This is a genomic window from Ruegeria sp. E1 (assembly GCF_056534225.1).
On sequence record NZ_JBQFPE010000008.1, the window covers coordinates 1 to 25,587 of the forward strand.

Below are 25,587 nucleotides of genomic sequence, written 5' to 3' on the forward strand. Positions count from 1 at the left end.
GAGGGGGCCAGCCCCCTCCACACCTCCCCCGGGATATTTTTGGACAGATGAAGAATGGATCCTGGTTTTGACTTTGAGTGACGTGCAAAACGGGTTGGCCTCGCAGGGCTATGTTGCCGATGATCGATTGGTGATGGCGTTGTATCTGGCGCAGGCGTTGGGGCGGCCCTTGTTGCTGGAGGGGCCTGCGGGGGTCGGCAAGACCGAGGTGGCCAAGGCGATGGCAGCCTGGCTTGAGGCTCGGTTGATCCGGTTGCAGTGCTACGAAGGGCTGGACGCCAGCCACGCGATTTATGAGTGGAACTATCAGCGGCAATTGTTGGCGATCCGAGCGGGGGAAGCGGATGGTGGTGTTGGTGAGGCGCAGTTGTTCTCGGATACGTTTTTGCTGAAACGGCCTTTGTTAGAGGCTATTTCTCAAGATACTCCCCCGGTTTTGCTGATTGACGAGATTGATCGGGCCGATGAGGAATTCGAAGCTTACTTGCTGGAAATTCTGTCCGACTTTCAGGTTACCATTCCGGAAATTGGGACGGTAGAGGCCAAGGCTCGACCCATTGTGATTCTAACGGCCAACGGGACGCGGGATTTGTCGGACGCCTTGCGGCGGCGGTGTCTGTACAGCTTCCTGGACTATCCCTCGAAAGAGACCGAAATGGCGATCCTGCGGGCAAGAATGCCTGAGGTCGAGACGCTTTTGGCGCGACAGATCATTGGTGTCGTTCAGGCGCTGCGCAAGGAAGACCTTGAGAAGGTACCGGGCATCGCCGAGACGCTTGATTGGGCGGCGGCCCTGTCCGGTCTTGGGGTCAACGATCTGGCGCAAGCGCGGGATGAGGTGCAGGCGACTTTGGTTTGCTTACTGAAAACCGCCACAGATTATGATGCCGCCCCGCCCGAGGTGATGGACCGTCTGATTGGAAAGGTGGCATGATGGAGGTGACGCGCTTTCCCTTTCGGGCTGCCGGGCTGGCGGATCGTGTGTCAGGATTCATCGCTCATTTGCGGATGAATGGGTTACGCGTGGGTCCGCAGGAAACCGGCGACGCGCTGGCGGCCCTGTCTGCTGTCGAAGCTACAGATAGCGCACAGGCCAGGCGGGCATTGTGCGCCTTGCTTGCCGGTGACGCAGATGAGTGGCGGCGATTTGATGCACTCTTTGATGCCTATTGGTTCAACGCGGGAAAGCAGCGCGTCGGCATGGCGCAGACCACGCATGTGCGGTTGCAATCGTCGCAGCCGATGATCTGGCGATATCAGAGCCTAACAAAAGAGGAAGCACAATCCGGGGCAGGTGATGTTACCGCTCCGGGTGCCTCTGATCAGGACGCTGACGGAATCGACGGGCAGCTGATTGCGACCCGTACCGATAATCTGTCGCGTCGGGATTTGCGCGAGCTGATGGATGACGAGACCCTGAGGCAAGCGGAAGTTGTCGCTTTGAGGCTTGCGCGCGCCATTCGAGACCGCAGGTCCCGACGTCGTAAGCAGGCGGCACGGGGTTCGGCGCTGGACATGCGGCGCATATTGCGGGCCAGTCTTGCGCGTGGGGGCGAGCCCATGGACCTGTACCGTCGCGCCCGCCCGCCGCGTCCGATGCGGATCGTTGCCCTGTGTGATGTCAGCGGATCGATGACCGTCTACTCCCGCGTCTTTTTGTCCTTTCTCAAAGGACTGATCGGCAGCGGAACGGACGCGGATGCCTATCTGTTCCACACCCGCCTGATGCGGGTCACAGACGCGTTGAAAGACCATGACACGCTGCGCGCTGCGGGGCGATTGTCGCTGATGGCCGAAGGATTTGGAGGGGGCACCGACATCTCGGGCAGCCTCGAAAGATTCCTGAACAGCTATGGCGCGCGCGTGTTGAATGGGCGCACCGTCGTTCTGATCCTGTCAGACGGGTATTGCAGTACGGACCCGCAGGCGCTGGGCGATGGTCTGCAGCGACTCCGGCGCAAAGCCCGGCGCATTGTCTGGCTGAACCCCTTGAAAGGGTGGGAGGATTACCAGCCGATAGCAGCGGCGATGCAGGCCGCGTTGCCGCATCTGGATGCACATTTACCAGCAAACACATTGGACGCTCTGGCCGCGCTAGAGCCTCAGCTCCGCAAGTTGTGAAAGAACGCCATGTCCAGTTTCGATATCTTCGACACAATCAATGCGCTGCGGCAGAAAGGCGAGAGCTTTTGTGTCGCGACCGTATTGCGCACTGCCGACGCCACATCGGCCAAGGCCGGTGCAAAGGCCGCGATCACGCAAGGCGGAGTGATTTTGGGCCATTTGGGAGGCAACTGTGTGCAGCGGGCGGTATGTGCGTCGGCTAAACAGGCGTTAGTCAGTGGCGCGCCGCAGATAATCCGTATCAAACCCTCGGACAAGGTGGTGACTATGGCGGACCCCGACGGGATACAGACCTTCAAAAGCGGTTGTCCGTCTGGCGGCACGGTTGATCTGCTGGTCGAGCCATATCAGCTGGCTCCTCGGTTGGTCATATTTGGCGACGGGCCGATTGCGGCGGCCCTGGCCACTCATGCCGATTTGATGGGGTTGCGGGTCTTTGTGCCGGATACCGCGCACGGGAATCATGCCCGCTTTGATGCCGATGATCTAGGCGCGCTGGGGGTCGAAAACCGGGATTTTGTGATTGTCGCTTCGCAGGGCAAAGGTGACGGCGCGGCTTTGAAAGCTGCCCTGGAATCACCGGCGCGGCGGGTGGCGATGGTGGCCAGCCTGCGCAAGGCGCGGGTTCTGAGCGACAAGCTGATCGCTGACGGTATGGACCCCGAGCGCGTCGCGCAGCTGAAAGCCCCGGCTGGGATACATATTCATGCGGTTGATCCGCATGAAATTGCATTATCGATTCTGGCGGAAGTCATCCTATGGCGAAACATCGACAAATCTCATGAGGCATCCCATGATGAAAAAATGGCTTGATCGGGTACGGGCCCTGTTGCCTGCGCGCCGCGAATTGAACGCGAAAGAAGCAACCGAAGAAGCGCTTCGCGTATATCCAAGATGTTGTTAAGGAAGGAACATCCGAAATGGAGCTAACCGACGAAATCCGAATTTCAGCGCCCCGTGATGTGGTTTACAAGGCGTTGAACAATCCGGATGTGCTGCGTGAATGCATCCCCGGTTGCGAAGAACTGACGCAGACAGCCCCTGACGCGCTTGAGGCCAAGGTTGTTCTGAAGATCGGGCCGGTCAAGGCACGCTTTGCCGGGGCGGTCACGCTGGATACATCAAACGCGCCAGATGGGTTCTCTCTGTCCGGTGAGGGTAAGGGTGGAGCCGCTGGATTTGCCAAGGGCGGTGCAGACGTGACCCTGACCGAGGATGGGGATGAAACCGTTCTGACCTACACGGCAAAAGTGGATATCGGTGGCAAAATTGCACAACTTGGCAGCCGCCTGATCGCCGGGACGTCGAAAAAGCTGTCGGGCAAGTTTTTCACCAAATTCGGAGAGGTCGTGTCGGAACAAACGGCATCGTGATGCAGGTGCCAGGGGGTGCGGCCGTATCTGCCGCATCCCCTGACCAGGGCGCATCAGTCCAAAACCATCCCCTCGGGCCAGTTGAGGGTGGTGTTCAGTTCGATGCGTCCGGTTTGCCCCGGTACCAGTTCAAGATCCCACGCCAGAATACCGCGTTTGTGTTTGGCAACGGCAATGGCGAGCAAGTGCAAAGAAAAAGGCCGCCCTGATAGGGCGGCCTTCGTGGCTTTTCTGTCTGAAACAGCTTAGCCCTTTTTCAGAACCTCACGGCCCAGCAGTTCGGCGATTTGCACCGCGTTCAGGGCGGCACCTTTGCGCAGGTTGTCGGATACGCACCACAGGTTCAGGCCATTTTCGATGGTTGAATCCTGACGGATACGGCTGATGAACGTGGCGAAGTCGCCTGCGCATTCGATGGGCGAGACGTAGCCACCGGGTTCACGCTTGTCGATCACCATGATGCCCGGTGCCTCGCGCAGGATGTCGCGAGCCTCATCTTCGTCCAGGAATTCCTCGAACTCGATATTCACCGCCTCGGAATGGCCCACGAACACGGGAACGCGCACGCAGGTGGCCGTAACCTTGATCGACGGATCGACGATCTTTTTGGTTTCCACCACCATCTTCCACTCTTCCTTGGTCGAGCCGTCTTCCATGAAGACGTCGATCTGCGGGATGACGTTGAAGGCGATCTGTTTCTGGAATTTCTTCGGTTCCACCTCGGTGGTGGGGTTGTAGATGGCTTTGGTCTGATCCCAAAGCTCGTCCATACCCTCTTTGCCCGCACCCGAAACCGACTGATAGGTCGAGACGACCACGCGCTTGATCTTGGCGCGATCATGCAGCGGCTTCAGCGCCACAACCATCTGCGCGGTCGAGCAGTTGGGGTTGGCGATGATGTTCTTGTTTTTATAGTCGTGGATCGCCTGCGGGTTACATTCCGGCACGATCAGCGGAATATCCGGGTCATAGCGATAGAGCGAGCTGTTATCGATCACCACGCAGCCAGCCGCCGCCGCCTTGGGGGCATAAACCTTGGTCGCCTCGGAGCCAACGGCAAACAGCGCCATGTCCCAGCCGGTGAAATCGAATGTGTCCAGATCTTTGGTGGTCAGTGTCTTGTCGCCAAAGCTAACTTCTGTACCCAGCGAACGACGGCTTGCCAGCGCGGCAAGTTCATCGACGGGGAACTGGCGTTCTGCCAGAATGTTCAGCATTTCGCGGCCCACGTTACCCGTGGCGCCGACGACAACGACGCGATAGCCCATTTCATGTCTCCAAAGTTAAGGACGCGCGTTCATAGCCGCGCAGCGCAAAAGAAAAAAGAGGGGTTTCGGTTTATTTCACCCCGTCACACCGATTTGACGCAGGTCGTGGCCGCTCAGCCTTGATTCAGCAAGGATCGATAAACCGCGACGATTGCTTCGGCCTCACCTTCGATTCGGAAATTCTGCTCGACATGGGTGCGGGCGGCTTGCCCTGCGGCGGCCAGAGCGGCGGGATCGGACAGCATATCCTGCAATGCCCCGGCCAGTGCTTGTGCGTTGTCCTTTTCAACCAGCCGACCGGTTACGCCATCTTTGATCTGTGCGCTGAACGCACCGACCCCGTGGCAGGCAATGGCGGGCACGCCCGAGGCCATCGCCTCGATCGGGGTCAGACCGAACCCTTCGTGGCGCGCCGGGGCCACGAACAGATCAAGCGCGCGGTAGGTCTCAACAATCTCTTCCCAGGGCCGCTCACCCAGAAAATGCACGCGGTCCGCAAGCCCGGCGGCAGCGAGTTTCTGTTCCTGTTCGGCCTGAAACACCTCGAACTCTTTGGTTGCGCGGCCGGTGAAGATCACGTGCGCGTTCGGGTGGGTGGGCAGCACTTCAATTGCGGCGTCAACCAGCAGATCGACCCCTTTCTGAGGCCTGATACGGCCAAAGCACCCGATCAGGGTGCCCTCAGGCAATCCCAGCTTTTTGCGTAGCGCCTGTTTGTCCTCTGTCGGGTGAAACAACTCGGTATTGACCCCGTGCATGATGACGGTGGACGGGTGATCCAGAAACGATGCCGCCTGCGGTGTCGTGGCGATCAGTGCGTCCATCTTTGCAATCAGACCTTTGGTAAAGCCTGAGTGGTTGCGTTGCGCTGCCGAGGTAAAAAGCAGTTTGAAGTTGCAGCGGAAAATCGCCCTCAGAACCAAGCCCATCAACATTTCGGTGTTGCGCCGCGCGTGCCAGACGCGCCGGACCTTGCGCGACAGGAACGGAACCTTCCAAAGCCGAATATGAGGTATCTCTGCGGGCAAACCGGGTCCCGTTGCCCGAATGCCGATCATTCCGGCCTGAATGGGCAGCAGACGGACAACGGTTGTGGTCACACCCGAAAGGCTGTGCTTGAGATTGGGTGCAATGACCTCGATTTCCGGCAACGTTGCCTCCGTCCGGTGCTGTCAGTTCATGCTGTCGCGACTGAACAGATAGATCACACAGCCGATACACAAGGTTACGGCGAAAAAGCCGAATATCGCTGTGTAGGGCGCGGTTGGCCCCATGTCCACCGTTGCAGCATGGATGCGCCCGGTTGCGAATTGCGCCAGACCAACCCCGCCGATGCCAAAGAGGTTCAGCAGCGTCACACCCCGGCCCACCAGATGGGTTGGGATGAAGGCACGGCCATGTGCCATGACAACGGGAAAGGATGCCCCGGTAAGCCCGATAAGTGCCAGCAGCAAAACCGACAACCAGACGGCGTCGGTGATCCAGAAACACAGCAGGCTCAGCGCCGCCACGCCCAGCGCATTGCCGCCAAAGACCACCCATTTACGTGTGTTCAGCAGGCGGTCCAGGGGGCCATAGGCAAAGGTTCCGGCAATCATCGCAGCACCCATGATCAGCGTGGCCTGACCGATCTGGGATGTATCCAGTGCAAAGACATCGCGCAGATAGGGCCCGGCCCAAAGACCCCGCAAGGCTGCTGATGGGGCATAGGCCACCAGCATCAGGGGCAGGATGGCCCATAAGGCGGGTTCCTTCAGCAGATCGAACAGGGATCCTTTGTGCGCGGTCTCAACCTGTTCGGGGTCGCGCACCGTGAACCAGATACCAATCGCAACAACAGCCGAGATCACGGCCAGACCCATCAGCGTGGCCCGCCACCCCATCCACTCAACCGCCAGCGCCGTTGGATACGAGGCCACGAGGTTGCCCACCGACCCCACGCCCAGCATCACTGCCGCCAGCGTGGCGAATTTCGCCGGAGGGTATTCGCGCGCGAAGATATAGTACGAGGCCATAAGCACCGGAGAACACCCGATTCCAATCAGGCTCATCGCCAGACTGACATGGATCGGCGCGGTCGCTGCGGCAAAGACGCCTGCCCCCCCGGCACCGCCCAGCAACAGCAGCACGGCGGCGGTCTTGCGCGGGCCAACACGGTCCAGCGCCCAGCCAACCGGGATCTGCATCGCGGCAAAGATCAGAAACCAAAGGCCGGACGCAAAGGCCAGATCTTCGGGCGTGGCCCCGATATCCTGCCCCAGATCCGCTGTCAGGATCGCAAGAAAGGCCCGGAAAAACTGGCTGAGAACATAAGCCAGACACAAAACCAACAAACCTGCCTGCATCATGTTCCTCCTTCGGGGAATGCTTGTCATGTTGCGTCGCCATGCACAAGCGTGTGTAATAATGTGCAAAACGCCGGACAGGGATGACAATCGTGCTATCTGATCCGGTAGAGATTTGAGTCATTGGGGGCAGAATGTCCGCAGCAGATACTTTGTTTTATGAAACCATTCCAGTTTCCAGCGATTTCCTGTCGCTCAGCGAGCCGGACAAATTCACCGCGCTGCCCGATAGCTGGGTGATCGGGGTTGCTGATATTGTGGATTCAACCGGCGAGATTGACCGCGGCCGTTACAAGACTGTGAACATGGTCGGCGCAGCGGTGATTTCGGGCATGATCAACGCGTTGCAAGGGCGCAGCTTTCCCTACGTGTTCGGCGGTGACGGCGCCGCGTTTGCGGTGCCTGCGGCAGATACCGAAGCCGCTCGCCAGACATTGGCCGCTCTGCGCAGCTGGGCCCGGACCGAGTTCGACATTTCGCTGCGCGCCGCCTTGGTACCAGTGCAGGATATCCGACAGTCGGGGCGCGATCTCAAGGTTGCGCGCCATGCGCCCTCATCCGGGGTCGACTATGCCATGTTTTCAGGCGGCGGGATTGTCTGGGCCGAGGCGCAGATGAAGGCGGGGCGCTATGATGTTCCACCTGCCGGTCCTGATGCACGTCCCGATCTGACTGGTCTGTCCTGCCGGTGGTCCAACAGCACCACGCGGCATGGGCAGATCGTATCGCTGGTTATTCAACCCGGATCAGAGTCTAATGAAAGGGAATTTGCCGAGTTGACCCGCACCGTTCTGTCCATGGCCGAGTGTTTGGACAGGGCAGGCCATCCGGTCCCCGAAGAAGGGCCACCGATGAAGTGGCCGCCGCCCGGTGTCGATCTGGATGCCCATGTGTCCCGGGACGGGCGCAATCTGTTTCTGCACAAGCTGTTGCTGCTGGGTCAAAACCTTCTGATTGGCCTGCTGTTCAAAACCGGGTTCAGGCTGGGCAGCTTTGAGCCGCAGCATTATCAGCGGATGGTCAGTCAGAATTCGGATTTCCGGAAATTCGATGACGGTCTGAAAATGACGCTGGATTGCGACGCTACCACGCTTTCGCGGATCACCACCGCGTTGGATCAGGCGCAGAAGGACGGCAGGATCCGCTATGGCCTTTATGCGCAGCAAGAGGCGATGATGACCTGTTTCGTGCCTTCGGCTACGCGCGACGATCATGTGCATTTTGTGGACGGCGCATCCGGGGGTTATGCCCGCGCAGCAGAGGCAATGAAGCTGTAAGTAATATAAATATCAAATAGTTATGTCGGAATCGCTCTCATTTTCGAACGTTTTGCCCCGTTCGGCGACCGGCAGATTGTCAAAGCTTGGTTAAGAAGCCGCATTCAGTGAAAAAACCTATATTTTGCAAAAAGTTGCGTTAAAGCCGGATTTGCGCGACAATTGATCATGGCCGACGACCTACCATTGATGTCTCGATCCCTGCCAATCGCCTTGTTGCGCGCGCGGGAAAAGGTCATGGGCCCCATCCGCGCCATTCTGGCCGATGCGGGCGTGACCGAACAACAATGGCGTGTCCTGCGCGTTTTGAAAGAGGAAGGCCCGCAGGAACCCACCCAAATCGCCGAACGCGCCTGCCTTTTGCTGCCCAGCCTGACCCGCATCCTCAAAAAGCTTGAGGACAAGGGTCTGATTTTGCGTCGCACTGCCCCCAATGACCGACGTCGCCAAATTGTTGAAATCAGTGAAGGCGGCCTGCAGATCATCCGTGCAAATATCGCCAGAAGTATGCAGCAGGCCGAACGTATCCGGACAAAACTCGGGGCCGAGCGCCACGATCAGCTTTTGGATATACTGGGTGAGTTGCACGATCTTGATGACTGAGCTGTCGCTGGCTTTCATGGATTTGCATGAACCCCTCGGGAACCGGTTGCGCGCTGTCGCCCAGCGTCGTAATTTATGCATTATTTTACACAACCGGATCGGACGGAATGACAACGAATAACCTGCCAGATGATGCCTCAGGACCGCAGGAGACAGCAGATTCCAGGCCCGAGGGTCTGGGTGCGCGTGTGGGTGCGCGGGTGCGCAAGGCGCGGCAGATGCAAGGTATCCCTAGGCGGGTGCTGTCTGAGAAATCAGGTGTATCACCCAGGTATCTTGCGCAGTTGGAATCGGGCGAGGGCAATATCTCGATCGGTCTGTTGCAGCGCGTCGCGCAGGCTTTGGATCACCGGATCGAATGGTTGATCGCCGAAGATTCGCCCTGGGATCTGGAAACTCAGCAGATGGCGGATTTGTTTCAGCAGGCTGACGGGGATGTTCGGCAGGCTGTTCTGCAGCTTCTGCGGCCCGAACGTTTGGACCCGTCGCGCGCGGGTCGCATCTGCCTGATTGGTCTGCGGGGTGCCGGGAAATCTACGCTGGGCGCCTTGGCGGCAGAGACGCTAGATTTGCCCTTTGTTGAACTGACCCGCGTGATCGAAGACATGGCCGGGATGCCTTTGCAGGACATAATGGCGTTCTACGGACAAGAAGGATATCGCAAGCTGGAAGCGCAGGCGCTGGATCGCGTGATCGAGGGGCATGACAGGCTGGTTCTGGCCGTTGCGGGCGGTATCGTGGCAGAGCCCGCAACCTTTTCGACATTGCTGGCGCGATTCCACACCATCTGGCTGCGCGCGTCGCCACAAGAGCATATGAGCCGTGTCCGGGCGCAGGGGGACGAACGACCGATGCAGGACAACCCAGCAGCGATGGATCAGCTTAAGTCCATCCTTGCCAGCCGTGAAACGCTGTATGGTCAGGCCTCGGCGCAGCTGGATACATCGGGGCAACCGCTTGCGGTATCCGTGGATCATGTCCAACAGCTGATCCGCGAGCGGGGGTTTCTGGACTAAATCAGAGCCTATTTCGGCGCTTTCAGCCAGTCATCGCCGAATTCGACATTGTCCAGCCCGGCAAAGCGGCGAACGCGTTCAAGCTCGGCCTCAAGACGCCGGGTTCTGGCCGCGGACCAACGCAGCTTCCGTTCCGGCCAAACCGCTCTGACGCGCAAAGCGGCGCGATCCCGATGCGCTTTCATGTCGATCCGCCCGATCAGCTTGTCGCCTTCGAGCATCGGAAAAACGTAGTAACCATAGGTTCGCTTGGGCGCCGGGACAAACACCTCGATCCGGTAGTGAAACCCGAACAGACGCTCGGCCCGATTGCGATCACGCAGCATCGGGTCAAATGGGCTGAGGATTCTGATCCGGCCGGATGGCGCGGGTAACGCGGTGGCCTGATCGCAAATATCTGGTCGCGCGATAACTTTTCGGATGCGCCCGTCTGCGCAGGTGACGCAGATTTCTTCAATTTCGCCCTGTGTCAGAGCCTGTTCACACCATGCTTTCGCCTCAGCCGGGCTGACCGTGTCCCAGAACGCGGCCAACTCGCCCGACGTGGCAAATCCCAGACGATCCAGCGCCGCGTTGCACAGCCAGTCTACGGTTGCCGCTTCGTCACAGGGCCTGTTTCCAGGGCACAGATGTGTTTCAATCACCCGTTCGGTCAGGTCATAGCGTTTCTGGAACCCGTCCCGCCCGATCACCGTCAAAGCGCCCGAGCGCCAAAGGTATTCCAGCGCGGTTTTCGACGGGTGCCAATCCCACCACCCGCCGGACCCCTTTTTCTCATCCTTTCCAACCTCGGACGAGCTGACCGGCCCATGCGCGCGGATATGGTTCAGAACGTCGTCGAACCGCTGCTCGTACCCGTCCCTGCGCCAGTTCTTCCAGCGCGATTTCAGCATATCCGCATCGCGCAAAAAGCGCAGGTGCCAATGGGGATAGAACGCCATCGGGATCATCGCGGCATCATGTGTCCAATGCTCGAACAAGTCTCTATCAGTCTCATAAAGACGTTTGAGATTGCGGGCACGATAGGCTGGCCGACGCGCGAACAGGATCATGTCATGCGCGCGGGCCACTGTGTTGATACTGTCCAGCTGCACAAAGCCAAGCCGCTGGATAAGGGTCAGAAGATCAGCACCCTTCGCTGCGCCGCCGGGTTGTTCAAGCAAAGCGTGACGATCCATGAACAGCGCGCGGACCGTCTTGTTGTCCAGCTGCTGCAGCGCCACCCGTTCAGCGCCGCTTCAGCGTGTCGCCATAGCTGATCTTGGGTGTCAGCGTCACCCGCGTTTCAATCTCGGCATTGGGATCGTTCAACTGGGCCGAAATGATCTCGGCGGCCTGACGACCGATTTCAAGCCTGCAGGCATCCATCGTGGCCAGCTTGCGCGGCAGGCCCTGTAAAAGCTCGACATTGTTGAACCCGGCCAATCCGATCTGCCCGGGCACATCAATGCCCTGATCCAGCAGGTACAGTAATCCACCTGCACCGATCATGTCGTTGGAATAATACAGGAAATCCAGATCGGGCGAACGTTCCAGCATCGCCTGGGTCATTTCACGCCCCTTCGCCAGGGCCGATCCGCCCGAGTAAAACTCGCGATCCTCAATCTCGATCCCGTTCTTGCCCAGCACCTCGGTAAAGCCCTCGAACCGTTTGCGGGCGCGGTGGTCCAGCGGCATCTTGGTGCCCATGAACCCGATATGTTCGTATCCCGCTTTAAGGATTGCCTGCGCCATTTCGCGCCCCGCGCGACGGTGCGAGATGCCGACCATGGCATCTACCGGCTTGCCATCGGTATCCATGATCTCGACCACTGGAATGCCCGCTGAATCCAGCATCGCCCGCGCCGCATCCGTGTGTTCCAGTCCCGCGATGATTACGCCCGAGGGTCGCCAGGACAGCATCTCGTACAGCACCTTTTCCTCTTTCTCGGGCAGGTAATCGGTGACACCGACCACGGGCTGCAGTTCGGTGTCTTCCAGAACCTGATTGATGCCGGTCAGGACCTCGGGGAACACCATGTTCGACAAGGAGGGGATGATCACGGCTACCAGATTGACCCGGCTCGACGCCAGCGCACCGGCGATCTTGTTGGGTACATAACCCAGCTCTTTTGCGGCGGCCAGAACGCGGGTGCGGGTGGCATCGGATACATCGCCCCGGTTTCTCAGAACCCGGCTGACCGTCATCTCTGAGACCCCCGACGCTTCCGAGACATCGCGAAGGGTAAGCGGGCGTTTGGTTTCTGTTGTCACGGGAAAGCACCTGCGTTGTTATTTTGTCTGATGGTAGCGTGAACAGAACGTATTTTACAACTGTTCAGCAAAGGCCATGACAAGCCCGATTTTCCAAGGTACAGAGAGCGTTGCGCGGCCCCGTGGCTCAACTGGATAGAGCAGCCCCCTCCTAAGGGGCAGGTTGCAGGTTCGAATCCTGCCGGGGTCGCCAACCCGTCGATGAGAACTGAAATATGTTGCTCTTATTGTGAGACTTTACGCGCTATGGCATCGGATATGGCCACGGCAAAGCTGTGCCTATTGATTTGCAGATTAAACAATCTTCTTTAACGGCTTGCAGAGAGTTCAGGGTTAAAATTTACAAAAATGTACCATGACTGTATAGATATTTACAAAATTTTACATTAAAACTCGTTAGTTATTGTGAAATTTTCATATGCCTTTCCATAATCCAACTGCACAATTGTGCATTTTCACCGGCTGGAAGAGGAGCCAGGCGGTGGAAAGTGGAAATGGGAGGAATCTATGACTAACAAAAACGTCACACGCCGCGGCGTGTTAAAGTCTGGTGCGGTCGCAAGCACCGGATTGGCCCTACCTACGATCTTTACGGCGTCGTCCGCCGCCGCTTATACGAATGAGCCGACGGGCTCATCCGTAGTTTTGGGTTTCAACGTGCCGCAAACCGGCCCGTATGCCGAAGAAGGCAACGATGAATTGCTGGCGCAACAATTGGCGGTGGAACACCTGAACGGTGAAGGTGACGGCGGGTGTTTGAATACGTTCTCGTCCAAGGCGCTTAAAGGTAATGGCATCCTTGGCAAGAAGGTGGAATTCGTCACTGGCGATACCCAGACCAAATCAGACGCCGCACGCGCATCGGCCAAGTCGATGATCGAAAAAGACGGTGCGATCATGATCAATGGCGGCTCGTCCTCGGGCGTGGCTGTTGCGGTTCAGGGCCTTTGCCAAGAGGCGGGCGTGATCTTCATGGCCGGTCTGACACATGCCAATGACACCACCGGCAAAGACAAAAAAGCCAATGGTTTCCGTCATTTCTTCAACGCCTATATGTCGGGTGCCGCGCTGGCTCCGGTGCTGGCGGCCGAAATGGGCAAGGAACGCCGCGCGTATCACCTGACCGCCGACTACAACTGGGGCTGGACCCAGGAAGAGTCGATCGTCGCCTCGACCGAAGCCTTGGGATGGGAAACGGTCAACACGGTTAAAACACCACTCGCGTCAACTGACTTCTCGTCCTATATCGCTCCGGTTCTGAACTCGGGCGCGGACGTGCTGGTTCTGAACCACTACGGCGGCAACATGGTGAACTCGCTGACCAACGCGATTCAGTTCGGCCTGCTGGACAAGGTCGCCAACGGCAAGGACTTCAAGATCGTTGTGCCGCTGTATTCGGAACTGATGGCCGCGGGTGCGGGCGAGAACATCAAGGGCGTGCTGGGTTCGATGAACTGGAACTGGCAGTTGCAGGATGAAGGCACCAAAGCCTTCGTGAAGTCCTTTGGTGAGAAATATGGCAAGCCGCCGTCCAACTCGGCCCAGACCTGCTATGCGCAAGTTCTGCTTTATGCGGATGCGTGTGAGCGCGCGGGTACGTTCAACCCATGTGGCGTTGTCGAAGCACTTGAGGACTTTGAGTTCGACGGATTGGGCAATGGCCCCACCTGGTATCGTGGTGCAGACCATCAGTGCTTTAAAGACGTGCTGGTTGTGCGGGGCAACCAGAACCCGACCAACGCCTATGACACGCTGGAAATCGTCGAGATCACGCCGCGCGCGCAGGTCGAATACGATCCGGAACACCCGATGTTTGCCGGCGGCGAACTGGGTAAGTGTAACCCGGGCGCATAACCGGGCGCGCGAGAATTTTCGTCGAAAATTCTATCCCTTCAAAAACGGACTTCCCCATCTTGGTGGGGGAGTCCGGATGAAAGGCTAAAGGTGGGACAATGGACGCCATTCTGCTGCAAATTCTGAACGGGCTCGATAAAGGTTCGGCCTACGCGCTGATTGCGCTGGGTCTGACGCTGATATTCGGGACGCTGGGCGTTGTGAACTTTGCTCATGGGGCCTTGTTCATGATTGGTGCTTTCTGCGCTGTGACGCTGCAAAAGCTCCTGAACCTGAGCTTTGTGACCCTCGATGAGACCCAAAAGGACTTTCTGGGCAATCCATTGAAGGTAGAAACGCCTTATGTCGAAGCCTGGTTTGGGCCCGAAGTGGGCGCAACCATAATTGACTGGTCCGTCCCGCTGGCCATCCTGTTTGCGATCCCGATCATGCTGCTGGTCGGCTATGTGATGGAACGTGGCCTGATCAAACATTTCTACAAGCGTCCTCATGCGGATCAGATCCTTGTGACCTTTGGTCTGGCCATCGTGCTTCAAGAGATCGTCAAGTATTTCTTTGGTGCCAATCCAATCCAGACCCCGCCGCCGGATGCGCTGAGCGGGTCGGTTGATTTGGGCACCATGATTGGCTTCGACCCTAACGCGATCATCTATCCAATCTGGCGACTGGTCTATTTCGGCTTTGCCGTGGCCATCATTGGTGCGGTGTTCTCATTCCTACAATTCACTACCTTCGGCATGGTCGTGCGCGCGGGTATGGCAGACCGCGAAACCGTGGGGCTTCTTGGGATCAATATCGACCGCCGCTTTACCATCATGTTCGGCATCGCCGCAGCGGTGGCAGGCCTGGCCGGGGTGATGTACGGGCCGCTGAACCCGCCCAACTATCACATGGGCATGGACTTTCTGGTGCTTAGCTTTGTTGTGGTTGTTGTGGGCGGCATGGGATCCCTACCGGGGGCCGTTTTGGCCGGTTTCCTGCTGGGCATACTTGAAAGCTTTGCCTCGACCACCTGGGCGACCACAACGATCCCGGGCATCAACCAGATCATCATCTACCTTGTCGCCATCATCGTGCTGCTGACGCGTCCGCGCGGGCTGATGGGCCGCAAAGGCGTGATGGAGGAATAATCAATGTTGGGACTGAACAAAAAAGACACCAGCCTGCTGATCATAGTTGCGATCCTGACGTTGCTGGCCCCCTTCATCCTGAACCCCTTCCCCGAAGGCAGCGCAATGGCGCAGTTCAACGCAGGCTATCCTGACCTGATGCAGCGTTTCGTAATCTTTGGCATCTTTGCCATTGGGTTCAACATTCTCTTTGGCTTGACGGGATATCTATCCTTCGGCCACGCGGCCTTTCTGGGGGTGGGCTCGTATTCCGCTGTCTGGATGTTCAAGCTGCTCAGCTACAATGTCGTTCCGGCCATCGCGCTGAGCGTTGTGGTGGCCGGACTGTTTTCCCTTCTGATCGGTTATGTCAGCCTGCGCCGTTCGGGCATCTACTTTTCGATCCTGACACTGGCCTTTGCACAGATGAGCTTTGCGCTGGCCTATTCGGTGCTGTCGAACCCGAAATTCAACCTGACCAATGGGGAAACAGGCCTGCAGGTTTACGCGGATGACCCGCAGATTCTGCAGGGGGCCAACGCACCTGATCTGCCGCATCTGTTCGGCATTCCCATGCGCGCGACCTATACGATGGATGTCGGCGCGTGGAGTTTCGACTTCAACGCCGGATACTATCTGTGCGCGGTGATCATGATGGTCGTGTTCTACCTTGCGATCCGCATTTTCCGCTCACCCTTCGGGATGATGTTGCGGGCGGTGAAATCCAACCAGCAGCGGATGAACTATACCGGGCTTAACTCCAAGCCATATACATTGGCGGCCTTTGTCATCTCGGGGATGTATGCGGGCCTGGCAGGAGGTCTCATGGCGGCGATGGACCCGCTGGCCGGGGCTGAACGGATGCAGTGGACCGCCTCGGGTGAGGTTGTTCTGATGACCATTCTGGGCGGAGCGGGCACGCTGATCGGCCCGGTTCTGGGTGCAGGTTTCATCAAATACTTCGAAAACATCTTTTCGAAAATCAACGACAACGTCCTGCACAGCTGGTTTGCCTTCCTGCCCGACGGGCTTGAGGATGCGGTGGTGTTCATCATTCACCCGTTCATCGGCAAAGGTTGGCATCTGACGCTGGGCATCCTGTTCATGCTGGTCGTGATCTATCTTCCGGGGGGGCTTGTCGAAGGCGGGCAGCGCATTCTGAACCGGTTCCAGCGCAAAAAGTCGCGCACGGAAGAGGCCAAGCCAAACAGAACCGAACCGGCGGAATGAGGGGAAAGCGACAATGGCAATCCTGAAAGTCAAAGACGTAAACAAGCGGTTCGGCGGCCTCAAGGCGTTAAGCGATGTGAACCTGAGTGTCGAGGAAAACTCGGTCCATGCGATCATCGGGCCGAACGGGGCGGGCAAATCGACCTTGCTGAATTGCCTTGTGGGTAAGCTGATGCCGGATACCGGTACCGTGCTGTTCGACAACGCCTCGGTCCTTGGTCTAGAGCCCTACCAGATCAATCAGATGGGGATCAGCCGGGTGTTTCAGACGCCGGAAATCTTCGGCGAACTAACCGTCATGGAAAACATGCTCATCCCGATCTTTGCGATGCGCGACGGTGCGTTTCGGATGCATGCCTATGAAACCATCGCCAACGAGAAAGAGATTGTCGAACAGGCCGAGGCGATGTTGGAAGAGATGAATATGGCGGACAAGCGCGATATGCACTCGGCGTCGCTATCGCGGGGTGACAAGCGGCGGCTCGAGATCGGTATGTGCCTCAGCCAGAACCCGCGCCTTTTGTTGTTGGACGAGCCGACGGCGGGCATGGCGCGTGCGGATACGAACAACACGATTGATCTGCTGAAACAGATCAAGGACGAGCGTGACATAACCATCGCGATCATCGAGCACGATATGCACGTTGTGTTCAGCCTTGCCGAAAGGATCACGGTTCTGGCGCAGGGCACACCGTTGGTCGAGGATGTACCGGAAAACATCCGAGGCAATCCGAAAGTTCGGGAAGCCTATCTGGGCGAAGCTGCGTGAGGTCGAAACGATGAACGAGAAACCTGACTTTTCAAAAAACGCCAATCGCGCCAGCACCGCCCCGGCCTTTCTGTCGGTGTGGGATATGCATTCCTATTATGGCGAAAGCTATATCGTTCAAGGTGTCAGCCTGAATGTCCACGAGGGGGAAATTCTGGCTCTGCTGGGTCGGAACGGTGCCGGAAAGACCTCGACACTGCGTTCGATTGCGCGGTTGGACGACCCCGAAGTACGGCATGGGGAAATCTGGCTGGATCATCAGCCGCTGCACAAGATGACCAGCTACGAGGCTGCGGCGGCGGGTCTCGGTCTTGTGCCCGAAGACAGGCGGATCATCCCCGGCCTGACGGTTGAAGAGAACCTGCAACTGGCCCAGATCGCGCCGCCGGTCGGATGGTCGCTGGAGCGGCTTTATGAACTCTTCCCGCGACTGGGTGAGCGCCGCAAGCAGGAGGGGATCACTCTTTCGGGGGGCGAGCAGCAGATGCTGTCAATCGCGCGGGCATTGGCGCGGGATATCAAAGTGCTTTTGCTGGATGAACCTTATGAAGGTTTGGCCCCGGTCATCGTGGATGAGATCGAGAAAACGCTGATTCATGTCAAGCAACAGGGCATGACTACCATCATCGTCGAGCAAAACGCCGTGCGCGCGCTGGAACTGGCGGATCGCGCTGTGATTCTGGATACCGGAAGCATTGTTTTTGACGGCACTGCCAGCGAAGTTCTGAACGACAGCCAGCTGAGGGAAGAATATCTGGCGATCTAGCCTCACAGGATCAAAGAGGACGTCGGCGGGTTCGTGCCGTTTTGCGTCCTGACTACCCGTTTTCGGGATCCGGAATAACTTCTTTCTATTTCCGCGAGATTATGTGCTATGGTCTGCGGAATAGTTTATTGATTTTCAGTTCTGGAGGATGTTGGTCCTTTGCCCGATACCCCTAAAAGGTGTTTCAAGCTCCGTCCTATGGAAAAGTCGGATTTTGAAACGGTTGCCCATTGGTTTCAGGATCTCGAGGATTTGTCTTTATTTGACAGAACCTTGCGGATGCCGCTGAACCAGTTGCAGACCGAAGAGATCTGGAGCGATGCGGTCAGCGGCTTTCAGAATTGTGGCAAGTGCTGGTTTGTAATCGAAGACGATGCGGGTCAGTCCGTTGGCGTATCCGGGCTTGAGGCGATATCGAGCATCAACCGTGATGCGGTTATCCCGCTGTTTGTGGACAAATCTGTACGCCGGTCAGGCGTTGGCATTCGCGCAGGCGCGCTCACGCTGGATTTTGCTTTTCGTCAGCTTGGATTGCACCGGATTACGTCCTATTACCGCGACGATAACCTCAGCACCCGTGACCTGGTCAATCGGTTGGGGTTCAAGGTCGAAGGTACGATGCGACAGGCCTGGTTTACGGATGGCAGGTATCACGACATGGTTGTCGTCGGCATTCTGCAACAGGAATGGATGGCGCGGCGCGCGGATCTGGCGCGGGATTTGTCGCCAGACACATGCGTTACCTTCGGGGGGGCTGCATCAGACAAATGGTGTTGGCCATTGCGGGGTGCCGCGTTTGAGTAGAGCAGCAAGAAAAGTCGCGAACTTGCCAGAGCAAATTCTGATATATGTTAATCATCAGAAGCGACGTAAGAACTTATCCGAGTGTCCGCAGTGAACAGTGCATCTTCAGGAACATCGATCAGGCAGAAACTGGGTGCTGTCGTCTTTGCCGATGTAGTCGGATACTCGCGGCTGATGAGCAAGAACGAGATCGAAACCTATAACACGTTGAAATCTCTGCTATCGAAGCTGGAACAGATCTGTCCACAATATCAGGGTAAAGTGGTCGAGGTCCGTGGCGACGGGATTCTTGCCTTGTTCGAAACGGCCACCAGCGCGGTGGAATACAGTGTCGAACTGCATCGAATCGCTGCGCAGCACAATCAGGACCGCCCCGAAGACGAGCAGATCAAGTTCCGGGCGGGTGTTCACCTGGGCGAGGTTCTGCTGGATGAGCGCGGCGTGCATGGGGACAACGTCAACATCGCCGCGCGGCTGCAGGAAATAGCTGAGCCCGAACGGGTTTACGTCAGTTCCGCTGTTTATGAACAGATCCGCAACCGGCTGCGATACGGGTACGAGTTTCTGGGGCCAAAGCAGCTCAAGAACATTCTGTCGCCCGTGCCAACCTATTGCGTCCGCAGCGAGGTTGAGGGCGCGACCATGGCCGCGACACTTCGGCCCGAGATGCAGATGGAGGTTTTGGAACGCCCGGATATGCCCTCGGTCGCGGTCCTGCCCTTTGCCAGTCAAAGCAATGATGATGATGACAGTTGGGTCGCCGACGGGCTGACGGACGACATCATCATGAACCTGTCAAAATTCAAGAACCTGTTCATCATCGCCCGGAATTCGTCCTTCTTCTTCAAAACGCAAACGATGGCCCCGCAAGAAGCGGCGCGCCGTCTGAACGTCCGCTACATCGCGCGCGGCAGCGTCCGCAGGTCTGCCAGCCGCATTCGCATCACGGCGGAATTGATCGATGCCTCGACCGAGCGCACCATCTGGGGCGAACGGTTTGATCGCAAACTTGACGATGTTTTCGACATTCTCGATGAAGTCACGGAATGCATCGTCGCCGCCACGGCCGTGATGATCGAATCCCATGAAAAGCAGCGGATGGTACAGGCCGTGCCATCTGATCTACAAGCTTATGGATCTGTTCTGCAGGGTCAGCACCACATCTTCAAGTATACGCGCACCGATAACCGCAAGGCTCAGAATTGCTATGAGTCCGCGTTGGAACGTGATGGCGGATATGCGCGGGCGGCGGCTGCGCTGTCGCGCACACTGAACCTTGATTGGCGATATTCCTGGACCGAAGACCCCAACAGCGCGCTGGACAAGGCATTGTCACTTGCCCAACGCGCGGTCGAGCTTGACCCAACCGATGCACGCGGATTCGGAGAACTGGGTTACGTACAGCTTTACCGCAAGGAACATGACGCAGCGCTGGAAACCTATAAACGGGCTTTGACCTTGAACCCGAACGATGCGGATATGCATTCCGACTACGCCGATGCGTTGGCCCATTCCGGTGACAATGAGAATGCAATCAAACATCTGCAACAGGCGATGCGTCTGAATCCTTACTTCCCGGATCAGTATCTGTGGCATCTGGGCGGTGCCTATTACAATCTAAAACACTATGACAAAGTAATTGCGTCGGTAAACAAGATGAACAATCCGACAGAGGGCCAGCGGGTACTGGCGGCCAGTTATGCCCAATTGGGTGATATGGACATGGCCCGCCTGATCGCTGATAGGCACCGCGTCGTTCACCCGAACTTTTCGTTAGAACGCTGGGCAAAGGTTCAGCCTGACCGCTTGTCAGACGACACTCAGCATTTTGTAGAAGGTTTGAAAAAGGCCGGGTTCTGAATAGCAAAAGGGCGCCTGGTGAGGCGCCCTTTGAATACCAATTGCGGTGGACTCAGTCGCCGCGCGCCTTGGCCCCACTGACTTTTGCGCCGCTCACCTTGGCTCCACTGACTTTTGCGCCGCTCACCTTGGCTCCGCTGACTTTTGCGCCGCTGACTTTGGCCCCGCTTATGGCAGGGCTGTCAAAGCCGAAATAAAGGTCCAGAAGCACCTGCTCGAACTGACCGGACAGAACATCCATCCGTATCGTGTAATCGGCCTTGTCATAATCCCAGACGCGGATGTCATTGGCGAACTGGAAATCGGCTGCGGCAACACCGGACAAAGTCGGCTCCATCGGCGCGCGCGCGCCTTGACCTGCAGGCTTGTTCCCATCTGTTGCACTTTCGCCATCACCATGGACAAGGAAAAGACAGGGTTCCGGCAGTTCGAAATAGGTTCCTTCGTAAGCAAATCCGTAAATACGCGCCAACTGCGCATCATCGCCGAACTGATCTCCAAGGAAGTTGTTGTTTCCGCTGCCGCGTATGCGTTTTCCGATGTTTTTGTAGGATTGGTAGGCAACCGCTTTCTGGGTCTGCCGCCAGAAACTCCGCGGAAATTTGCCGCTTTTGCTGACCCGCGCCAGCAAGCCCTGATTAATCGTGGCCCGAGCGCTCAGCGCCAGCGAACCGGGTGATCCGGTGACAGTATAAATTCCGCTAGTCGCGGCATCGTCGTCAATTTGCACCAGAACCAGATCATCGGCCCTGAGTTTGACGCCTTGCAATTCGTTATTTGCGTCAATGTTGGGTACCCCCCCGGTCTCTGCCTCATAGGCTGTTTTGACCTTGGTGGGTTTCAGAATACTGAGGTCATGAATAGGACGCCCAAACAACAACACTTCTGAAAAACTGAGCAGGGACTCAGACATATCATTTTCTCCCGACTACGGGATCGACGACGCCAGAGACCCCATCTCCCCCCTTTTTGGCGCAAGTATTCCATGCGCCTAATTTCAAAAACATCATCCCGTGACCGTAAACTGCCACAAAACGGGACTAAAAACAAAGACTTTAGGCTTATTCAGGAACGCGGGTCCGAACGGAAGAGGCGTGGCTTGTCTCATCCGGGTCGGCCAGACGCGGACCGGCAGTTGTCAGGCCGATTTCGCGCATCCGAAAATTGCCTTCGATGATCTGCTGAAAGGCGCCGCCCGTAATTTCCTGATCGACGGTCAGCAGGGCGCGTTCGACGCCAAAATAGCTGAGCATGTCGGCGTCCAGCATCTCCCAGGCGTCGGCCAGATAAGAACCAAGGAAATCCCGCGCTTCCAGCAGAGCGATGCGAAACCCTTCCGGATTGGCGGCATAGCGTTCGTCAAAGATCTGCTGCATCACGTCAACATATTCCTCAGAACCTTCCAGTTGATCGGACAGGTGTTCTTCTTCCGGCGTGATCAGATCGTGGACCAGTAGGCGTTCGTGATAGATGTCGATCAGAATATCGAACATCGCGCCGGTCAGTGGCTCGGACAGGTCATGCTCGCTGGACCAGCCATGGGCGAATTCGGACAAAACCCGGTTATTGGTCGCCACGCGGATCTGGGCATTCTCGGACAGTTCAGCAAACCGGCTGAGGCGGTTGAACGTATATAGGTTGCCGCGCGTATTGTTGAGCAGGTCCTCGACAACGGACCCGAAATGCAGCGAGGCCAGCAAAGCCACCAAATCGGCGGCGGATTCGTGAAACCCATAGTATTCGCCCGAGGCATCGCCATCTGTGGGCATCCCGATGACGCTGTAGATAATGGCATGGCCGATCTCATGTGCGACCACGTCAAAGTTCATGCTGTAGGCGCGATATTCATCCCCATGATCCCAGGTCCCGCCGGTTTCCAGAAACCCCCAACCGATATGAGCATTGTCCAGGCTGGGCAGCAGCGACAATTCGAGCCGATCAAAATCACGGGCGAAATGCCAGGGGATGGGCCGCCCGAAATAACCCTCCCAGACATCCATCGTGAAATGGGCCGATCCAAACAGATGCGCGGCCTCAAAGGCCGGGTCAGACGGGTCGATATGGGCAAAGTTGCCGAACTCATCCGGTTCGGGCGGGGGCTGAATGTAGGCGTCCCACGGGGGCAGATACATCTGAGGTCCATCCGGGCCGGGGACCATGGCGCCATAGGGCGTGGTTTTACCGACCGGGTTCATCGTATACATGCGTGGCCCCGAAGGCCCTGGTCCGATACTGCCCTGCGGGGCTGAAATTTCGACCAGTTCGGGTTTTATGCCGGGCTCGAAATAAGGGGCCTGTGGATACAGAAGAAACCGCGTTCCGGGGGCTTCGTCTTCGGTGGCTTCAGGCCAGCTCATCTCTTGTCCCCCTGTTGGAAGTTCCGGTCTTTAATCCGAGGGGCCGCCTTCATCCGGGGACCCGTTCAAATGACAGAACGCATATTCAGCTTCAATCAGTTCAACAAACTTGTCGCGCCCGTCCAAACCAAGCGCCCGTGCATAGGATTCAAGATCATCCGGCACCTCTTGGTCAAGTCGTGTTTCAAAATACCAGATCAGCATTCGAATATGGCGCGCAGGATCTTCAGCGTCAAAGGGTTCCAAAGCAGCTTTGCGCTGTGCCCGTTCCTTAAGCATCACATATCGGCCTGAGCGTTTGAGTTCATCCAAAAGAACCGGATCCAATTGACCGCTACGCGCATCAATTGCGGCTTGGGATCGCGACCGGTCAGCCAGATGAGCTTCATAGCGCTGCAGGGTCAGATCGTTTTCTTCAAGCCAGCGCATCAGATCGGACTGTCGTGGCAATCCGGCTTCTGCCCGATGTTTGGCCATTTGCGCAACCAATGCATCACGATCTGGACGATGGCCATTCATCTCGGCGTCATCCCGCGACAGCAGGTGCATAGTGGCCTGATCTCGCAGGTGTGTGTACTGGCTTGGGTTCAGACGCAATTCATCCAATACCGCTTGGTCTTGGGTTGCTTTTTCCGCCGGCTCAGACTCGACACGGGCGCACAACTCGCGCCATGCAAGGGTACGTTCGACGCGCGCCGGCTTGGTCACTGCCCTATCGCCCTGTTGAGCATCCCGCGCCATAAGCAAGAGCATCTCGCGCGCATCATCTGCTTTGATATCGACCTTCTCTTGCGGCAGCCATTTGCGGAATGGGGCGAGCCCCTCGACCCCGGTATCCAGAATCCTGTCCCAGACCCGATCCCGGTAGTTCAGAGTTTTTGCCCGATCCAACAAAACAGTTGCATTGTCCCCGGTCAGAACGCCAGCCTTCAGAGCCTTGGCAACAGTGGCGCGGACCGAGACCATGGGCTCGCTTAGCGGTTGGAATCCCAGCTCTGCCGGGCTGTGCAAAACGGCGACCTCGTCGTCATCCTCAATGGCCCCGCTGAGATAGTCATGAAACACGCGGCCAACGCCAATCATTCCAAATTCAGCCAGCTCAGCCGCCCGCAAGGCACCCATGCTGGCGCTGCCATAGACAGGGATGCCCTGTTCCATCGCCCAAAGAATTTCCTTGTGCCAAACCGATGGAACACCGTCGAAAAACCCGTCGATGATCCCGATCGCCTGTGGCTTGGTCTGAACCGCGCGATAGACGTCCCCTTGTTGAACTGGTGGCAGAATGGTCGCGTCCAACAGGTCCAGAACGTCCCTAGCGGGTAAAGTTGGACCGACGAAGATTGCAACAGTCATGCGTGCCCACCTGCGGCCTTCATCGACCGCGGTCCTGCGACGAAATCGGGATCGTCATGGGGCGCCTCTAACCCCGGAATAACTGCGCGCACAACCGCGATGCCCAGCCCTGGTCGGGATAAATCAACTGTTACCACTTGCGGAATGCCAACAACAGACAGCTGGGTCAGAAGCAGCTTCAGGTCTTGATCAAATGACCCGGTGACATGAGTCGGGCAGAACTGAAAATCCTCAGTTGGTGGTGCGGTCTGAATCAGGTCCCGGACATACCCGGCGCGCCATGAGCGAGCGGCATCGGTAAACTCCTGCGGGTCCAGATCGTCCCGCGCCCCGGATATGTAGGTCAACCGCGTTTGCGCCGCCTCGGTCAGTGCGCGCAGCAACGCGATGGCGCGATCCGGGTGGCACCCGTCTCCGATCCCGATATGCCCCAAGCCGCTACCCTGTTCACAAATCGCGCAACGAAAGCTGGCGATCCCGATATCCGAAGTTGTGTTCCAGATCCCTAACTGCAACCCGGCCCCGGTGATCCGGTCCATCGCCTCAAGGCATCGTGGATCGTCAATGGTCGCCGGATTGACCCGCGCGCCCGCTTTCCGATGGTGCCACAGGGTTGTCGCATCACGCTCGATCAACTCGCAGATCGCATGGCAACTTGCCTCGGTCAGATCGTTGCCCGAGGCCAGACCATTGGTGGTTCTGGGAAAAGCCCGGTTTCCGCCGATGGGCGATGTTGTGTAATCCGTATCGACCATCTCATACGGTACCCAGCATGGGCGGTGGGATTTCAGATCCTGCCCCTGAACCCAGAGGATGCTTTCGTGTGGGTCGAACTGCCCACCGGTGACTTTCGGCAAACGATGGACATCGACCATGTCATCTGTAGCGATAAGATCGGCATGGCTGCTCAGGCGTAGCGGCAGTTCGATCCGTTCCGCGTGCCAGGATTCAACGGCCTCCATCACGCCAGATGCCTGTGCTGCGCTCAGCGACAGGCCCTTGCCCAGCGACACGGCAACCGAACGGGAATTGGGGCGCGTGACCATCACCGTGGGCAACCCGATCCGGTCCAGCCCGGTCAGATTGGCAATACGCGTGATCCCCATCGTCCCAAGATGCGGCTGCACGATGGCTAGCGTCTCTTCGGGATCGCGCAGCCGGTGCGTGTCGAGCAGATAGGTCTTCTGCGAAATTTTGGACATAAAGCGGACCTTGCCAAGCACTCT

24 protein-coding genes and 1 tRNA gene are annotated in these 25,587 nt (G+C 57.6%); 15 read left to right on the forward strand and 10 right to left on the reverse strand.

Annotated elements, in window-relative coordinates; all coding sequences use genetic code 11:
• Nucleotides 1–67 precede the first annotated feature (67 nt).
• The 4 genes from ACR0FG_RS11360 to ACR0FG_RS11375 all read left to right on the forward strand — a co-directional run bounded on the left by ACR0FG_RS11360 (nt 68) and on the right by ACR0FG_RS11375 (nt 3,497).
• Entirely contained in the window at nt 68–934 is an 867-nt protein-coding gene (locus tag ACR0FG_RS11360) for an AAA family ATPase (protein WP_480893059.1), read from the forward strand.
• Nucleotides 934–2,121: a vWA domain-containing protein gene (locus ACR0FG_RS11365; protein ID WP_480893365.1), complete on the forward strand. Its 1,188-nt coding sequence runs from the start codon at nt 934–936 to the stop codon at nt 2,119–2,121. The genes ACR0FG_RS11360 and ACR0FG_RS11365 overlap by 1 nt, the downstream gene beginning before the upstream one ends.
• A gap of 9 nt (nt 2,122–2,130) precedes the next feature.
• Nucleotides 2,131–2,937, forward strand: coding sequence for an XdhC family protein (locus ACR0FG_RS11370; protein WP_480893061.1), 807 nt, complete (start codon nt 2,131–2,133; stop codon nt 2,935–2,937).
• A 107-nt stretch (nt 2,938–3,044) separates the two neighbouring features.
• Entirely contained in the window at nt 3,045–3,497 is a 453-nt protein-coding gene (locus ACR0FG_RS11375) for an SRPBCC family protein (protein WP_480893063.1), read from the forward strand.
• 53 nt (nt 3,498–3,550) lie between these two features.
• On the opposite strand, the gene ACR0FG_RS11380 is transcribed toward ACR0FG_RS11375, so the two are convergent.
• The 4 genes from ACR0FG_RS11380 to ACR0FG_RS11395 form a co-directional block, all read right to left on the reverse strand.
• Nucleotides 3,551–3,688: a hypothetical protein gene (locus ACR0FG_RS11380; RefSeq protein ID WP_480893064.1), complete on the reverse strand. Its 138-nt coding sequence runs from the start codon at nt 3,686–3,688 to the stop codon at nt 3,551–3,553.
• Between the two features lie 54 nt (nt 3,689–3,742).
• Nucleotides 3,743–4,765, reverse strand: coding sequence for an aspartate-semialdehyde dehydrogenase (locus ACR0FG_RS11385; protein ID WP_480893066.1), 1,023 nt, complete (start codon nt 4,763–4,765; stop codon nt 3,743–3,745).
• 113 nt (nt 4,766–4,878) lie between these two features.
• Complete coding sequence (locus ACR0FG_RS11390; protein WP_480893068.1) at nt 4,879–5,916, reverse strand: glycosyltransferase family 4 protein; 1,038 nt, start codon at nt 5,914–5,916, stop codon at nt 4,879–4,881.
• A gap of 21 nt (nt 5,917–5,937) precedes the next feature.
• A complete protein-coding gene (locus tag ACR0FG_RS11395; RefSeq protein ID WP_480893070.1) occupies nt 5,938–7,110 on the reverse strand; it encodes an MFS transporter in 1,173 nt (390 codons plus the stop codon).
• A 134-nt stretch (nt 7,111–7,244) separates the two neighbouring features.
• Here ACR0FG_RS11395 and ACR0FG_RS11400 point away from each other — a divergent pair, with 134 nt between their 5' ends.
• From ACR0FG_RS11400 to ACR0FG_RS11410, 3 genes are all read left to right on the forward strand, one after another.
• Entirely contained in the window at nt 7,245–8,387 is a 1,143-nt protein-coding gene (locus ACR0FG_RS11400; RefSeq protein ID WP_480893071.1) for a DUF3095 domain-containing protein, read from the forward strand.
• A 168-nt stretch (nt 8,388–8,555) separates the two neighbouring features.
• Entirely contained in the window at nt 8,556–8,990 is a 435-nt protein-coding gene (hpaR, locus tag ACR0FG_RS11405; RefSeq protein ID WP_170711133.1) for a homoprotocatechuate degradation operon regulator HpaR, read from the forward strand.
• Between the two features lie 107 nt (nt 8,991–9,097).
• Nucleotides 9,098–10,006, forward strand: a complete 909-nt coding sequence (locus ACR0FG_RS11410) for a helix-turn-helix transcriptional regulator (RefSeq protein ID WP_480893073.1) — start codon at nt 9,098–9,100, stop codon at nt 10,004–10,006.
• Nucleotides 10,007–10,014: 8 nt separating this feature from the next.
• Here the strand turns inward: ACR0FG_RS11410 and ACR0FG_RS11415 are convergent, their stop codons facing one another.
• Together ACR0FG_RS11415 and ACR0FG_RS11420 are read right to left on the reverse strand one after the other, a co-directional pair.
• Nucleotides 10,015–11,229, reverse strand: a complete 1,215-nt coding sequence (locus ACR0FG_RS11415) for a winged helix-turn-helix domain-containing protein (RefSeq protein WP_480893074.1) — start codon at nt 11,227–11,229, stop codon at nt 10,015–10,017.
• A 4-nt stretch (nt 11,230–11,233) separates the two neighbouring features.
• On the reverse strand, nt 11,234–12,259 hold the full coding sequence (locus ACR0FG_RS11420; protein ID WP_480893075.1) for a LacI family DNA-binding transcriptional regulator: 1,026 nt from the start codon (nt 12,257–12,259) through the stop codon (nt 11,234–11,236).
• A gap of 116 nt (nt 12,260–12,375) precedes the next feature.
• Here ACR0FG_RS11420 and ACR0FG_RS11425 point away from each other — a divergent pair.
• The 8 genes from ACR0FG_RS11425 (at nt 12,376) to ACR0FG_RS11460 (ending at nt 20,651) form a co-directional block, all read left to right on the forward strand.
• Nucleotides 12,376–12,452: transfer RNA gene (locus ACR0FG_RS11425), tRNA-Arg, on the forward strand.
• Nucleotides 12,453–12,766: 314 nt separating this feature from the next.
• A complete protein-coding gene (locus ACR0FG_RS11430) occupies nt 12,767–14,113 on the forward strand; it encodes a substrate-binding protein (protein ID WP_480893077.1) in 1,347 nt (448 codons plus the stop codon).
• A gap of 98 nt (nt 14,114–14,211) precedes the next feature.
• A complete protein-coding gene (locus tag ACR0FG_RS11435) occupies nt 14,212–15,243 on the forward strand; it encodes a branched-chain amino acid ABC transporter permease (protein ID WP_170711128.1) in 1,032 nt (343 codons plus the stop codon).
• 3 nt (nt 15,244–15,246) lie between these two features.
• Nucleotides 15,247–16,452: a branched-chain amino acid ABC transporter permease gene (locus ACR0FG_RS11440; RefSeq protein WP_480893079.1), complete on the forward strand. Its 1,206-nt coding sequence runs from the start codon at nt 15,247–15,249 to the stop codon at nt 16,450–16,452.
• Between the two features lie 13 nt (nt 16,453–16,465).
• Nucleotides 16,466–17,221, forward strand: a complete 756-nt coding sequence (locus tag ACR0FG_RS11445) for an ABC transporter ATP-binding protein (protein WP_170711126.1) — start codon at nt 16,466–16,468, stop codon at nt 17,219–17,221.
• A 10-nt stretch (nt 17,222–17,231) separates the two neighbouring features.
• Nucleotides 17,232–17,987 (forward strand): branched-chain amino acid ABC transporter ATP-binding protein, encoded by a 756-nt coding sequence (locus ACR0FG_RS11450; protein ID WP_170711125.1) that lies wholly within the window; start codon nt 17,232–17,234, stop codon nt 17,985–17,987.
• A gap of 198 nt (nt 17,988–18,185) precedes the next feature.
• A complete protein-coding gene (locus ACR0FG_RS11455) occupies nt 18,186–18,791 on the forward strand; it encodes a GNAT family N-acetyltransferase (protein ID WP_170711124.1) in 606 nt (201 codons plus the stop codon).
• A gap of 90 nt (nt 18,792–18,881) precedes the next feature.
• A complete protein-coding gene (locus ACR0FG_RS11460; RefSeq protein WP_170711123.1) occupies nt 18,882–20,651 on the forward strand; it encodes an adenylate/guanylate cyclase domain-containing protein in 1,770 nt (589 codons plus the stop codon).
• 52 nt (nt 20,652–20,703) lie between these two features.
• On the opposite strand, the gene ACR0FG_RS11465 is transcribed toward ACR0FG_RS11460, so the two are convergent.
• From ACR0FG_RS11465 to ACR0FG_RS11480, 4 genes are all read right to left on the reverse strand, one after another.
• Nucleotides 20,704–21,564 (reverse strand): hypothetical protein, encoded by an 861-nt coding sequence (locus ACR0FG_RS11465; RefSeq protein ID WP_480893081.1) that lies wholly within the window; start codon nt 21,562–21,564, stop codon nt 20,704–20,706.
• A 148-nt stretch (nt 21,565–21,712) separates the two neighbouring features.
• Entirely contained in the window at nt 21,713–23,008 is a 1,296-nt protein-coding gene (locus tag ACR0FG_RS11470) for a gluzincin family metallopeptidase (RefSeq protein WP_480893083.1), read from the reverse strand.
• A gap of 30 nt (nt 23,009–23,038) precedes the next feature.
• On the reverse strand, nt 23,039–24,361 hold the full coding sequence (locus ACR0FG_RS11475; protein WP_480893085.1) for a TfuA-like protein: 1,323 nt from the start codon (nt 24,359–24,361) through the stop codon (nt 23,039–23,041).
• Nucleotides 24,358–25,563 (reverse strand): YcaO-like family protein, encoded by a 1,206-nt coding sequence (locus ACR0FG_RS11480; RefSeq protein ID WP_480893086.1) that lies wholly within the window; start codon nt 25,561–25,563, stop codon nt 24,358–24,360. The genes ACR0FG_RS11475 and ACR0FG_RS11480 overlap by 4 nt, the downstream gene beginning before the upstream one ends.
• Between the last annotated feature and the right edge of the window lie 24 nt (nt 25,564–25,587).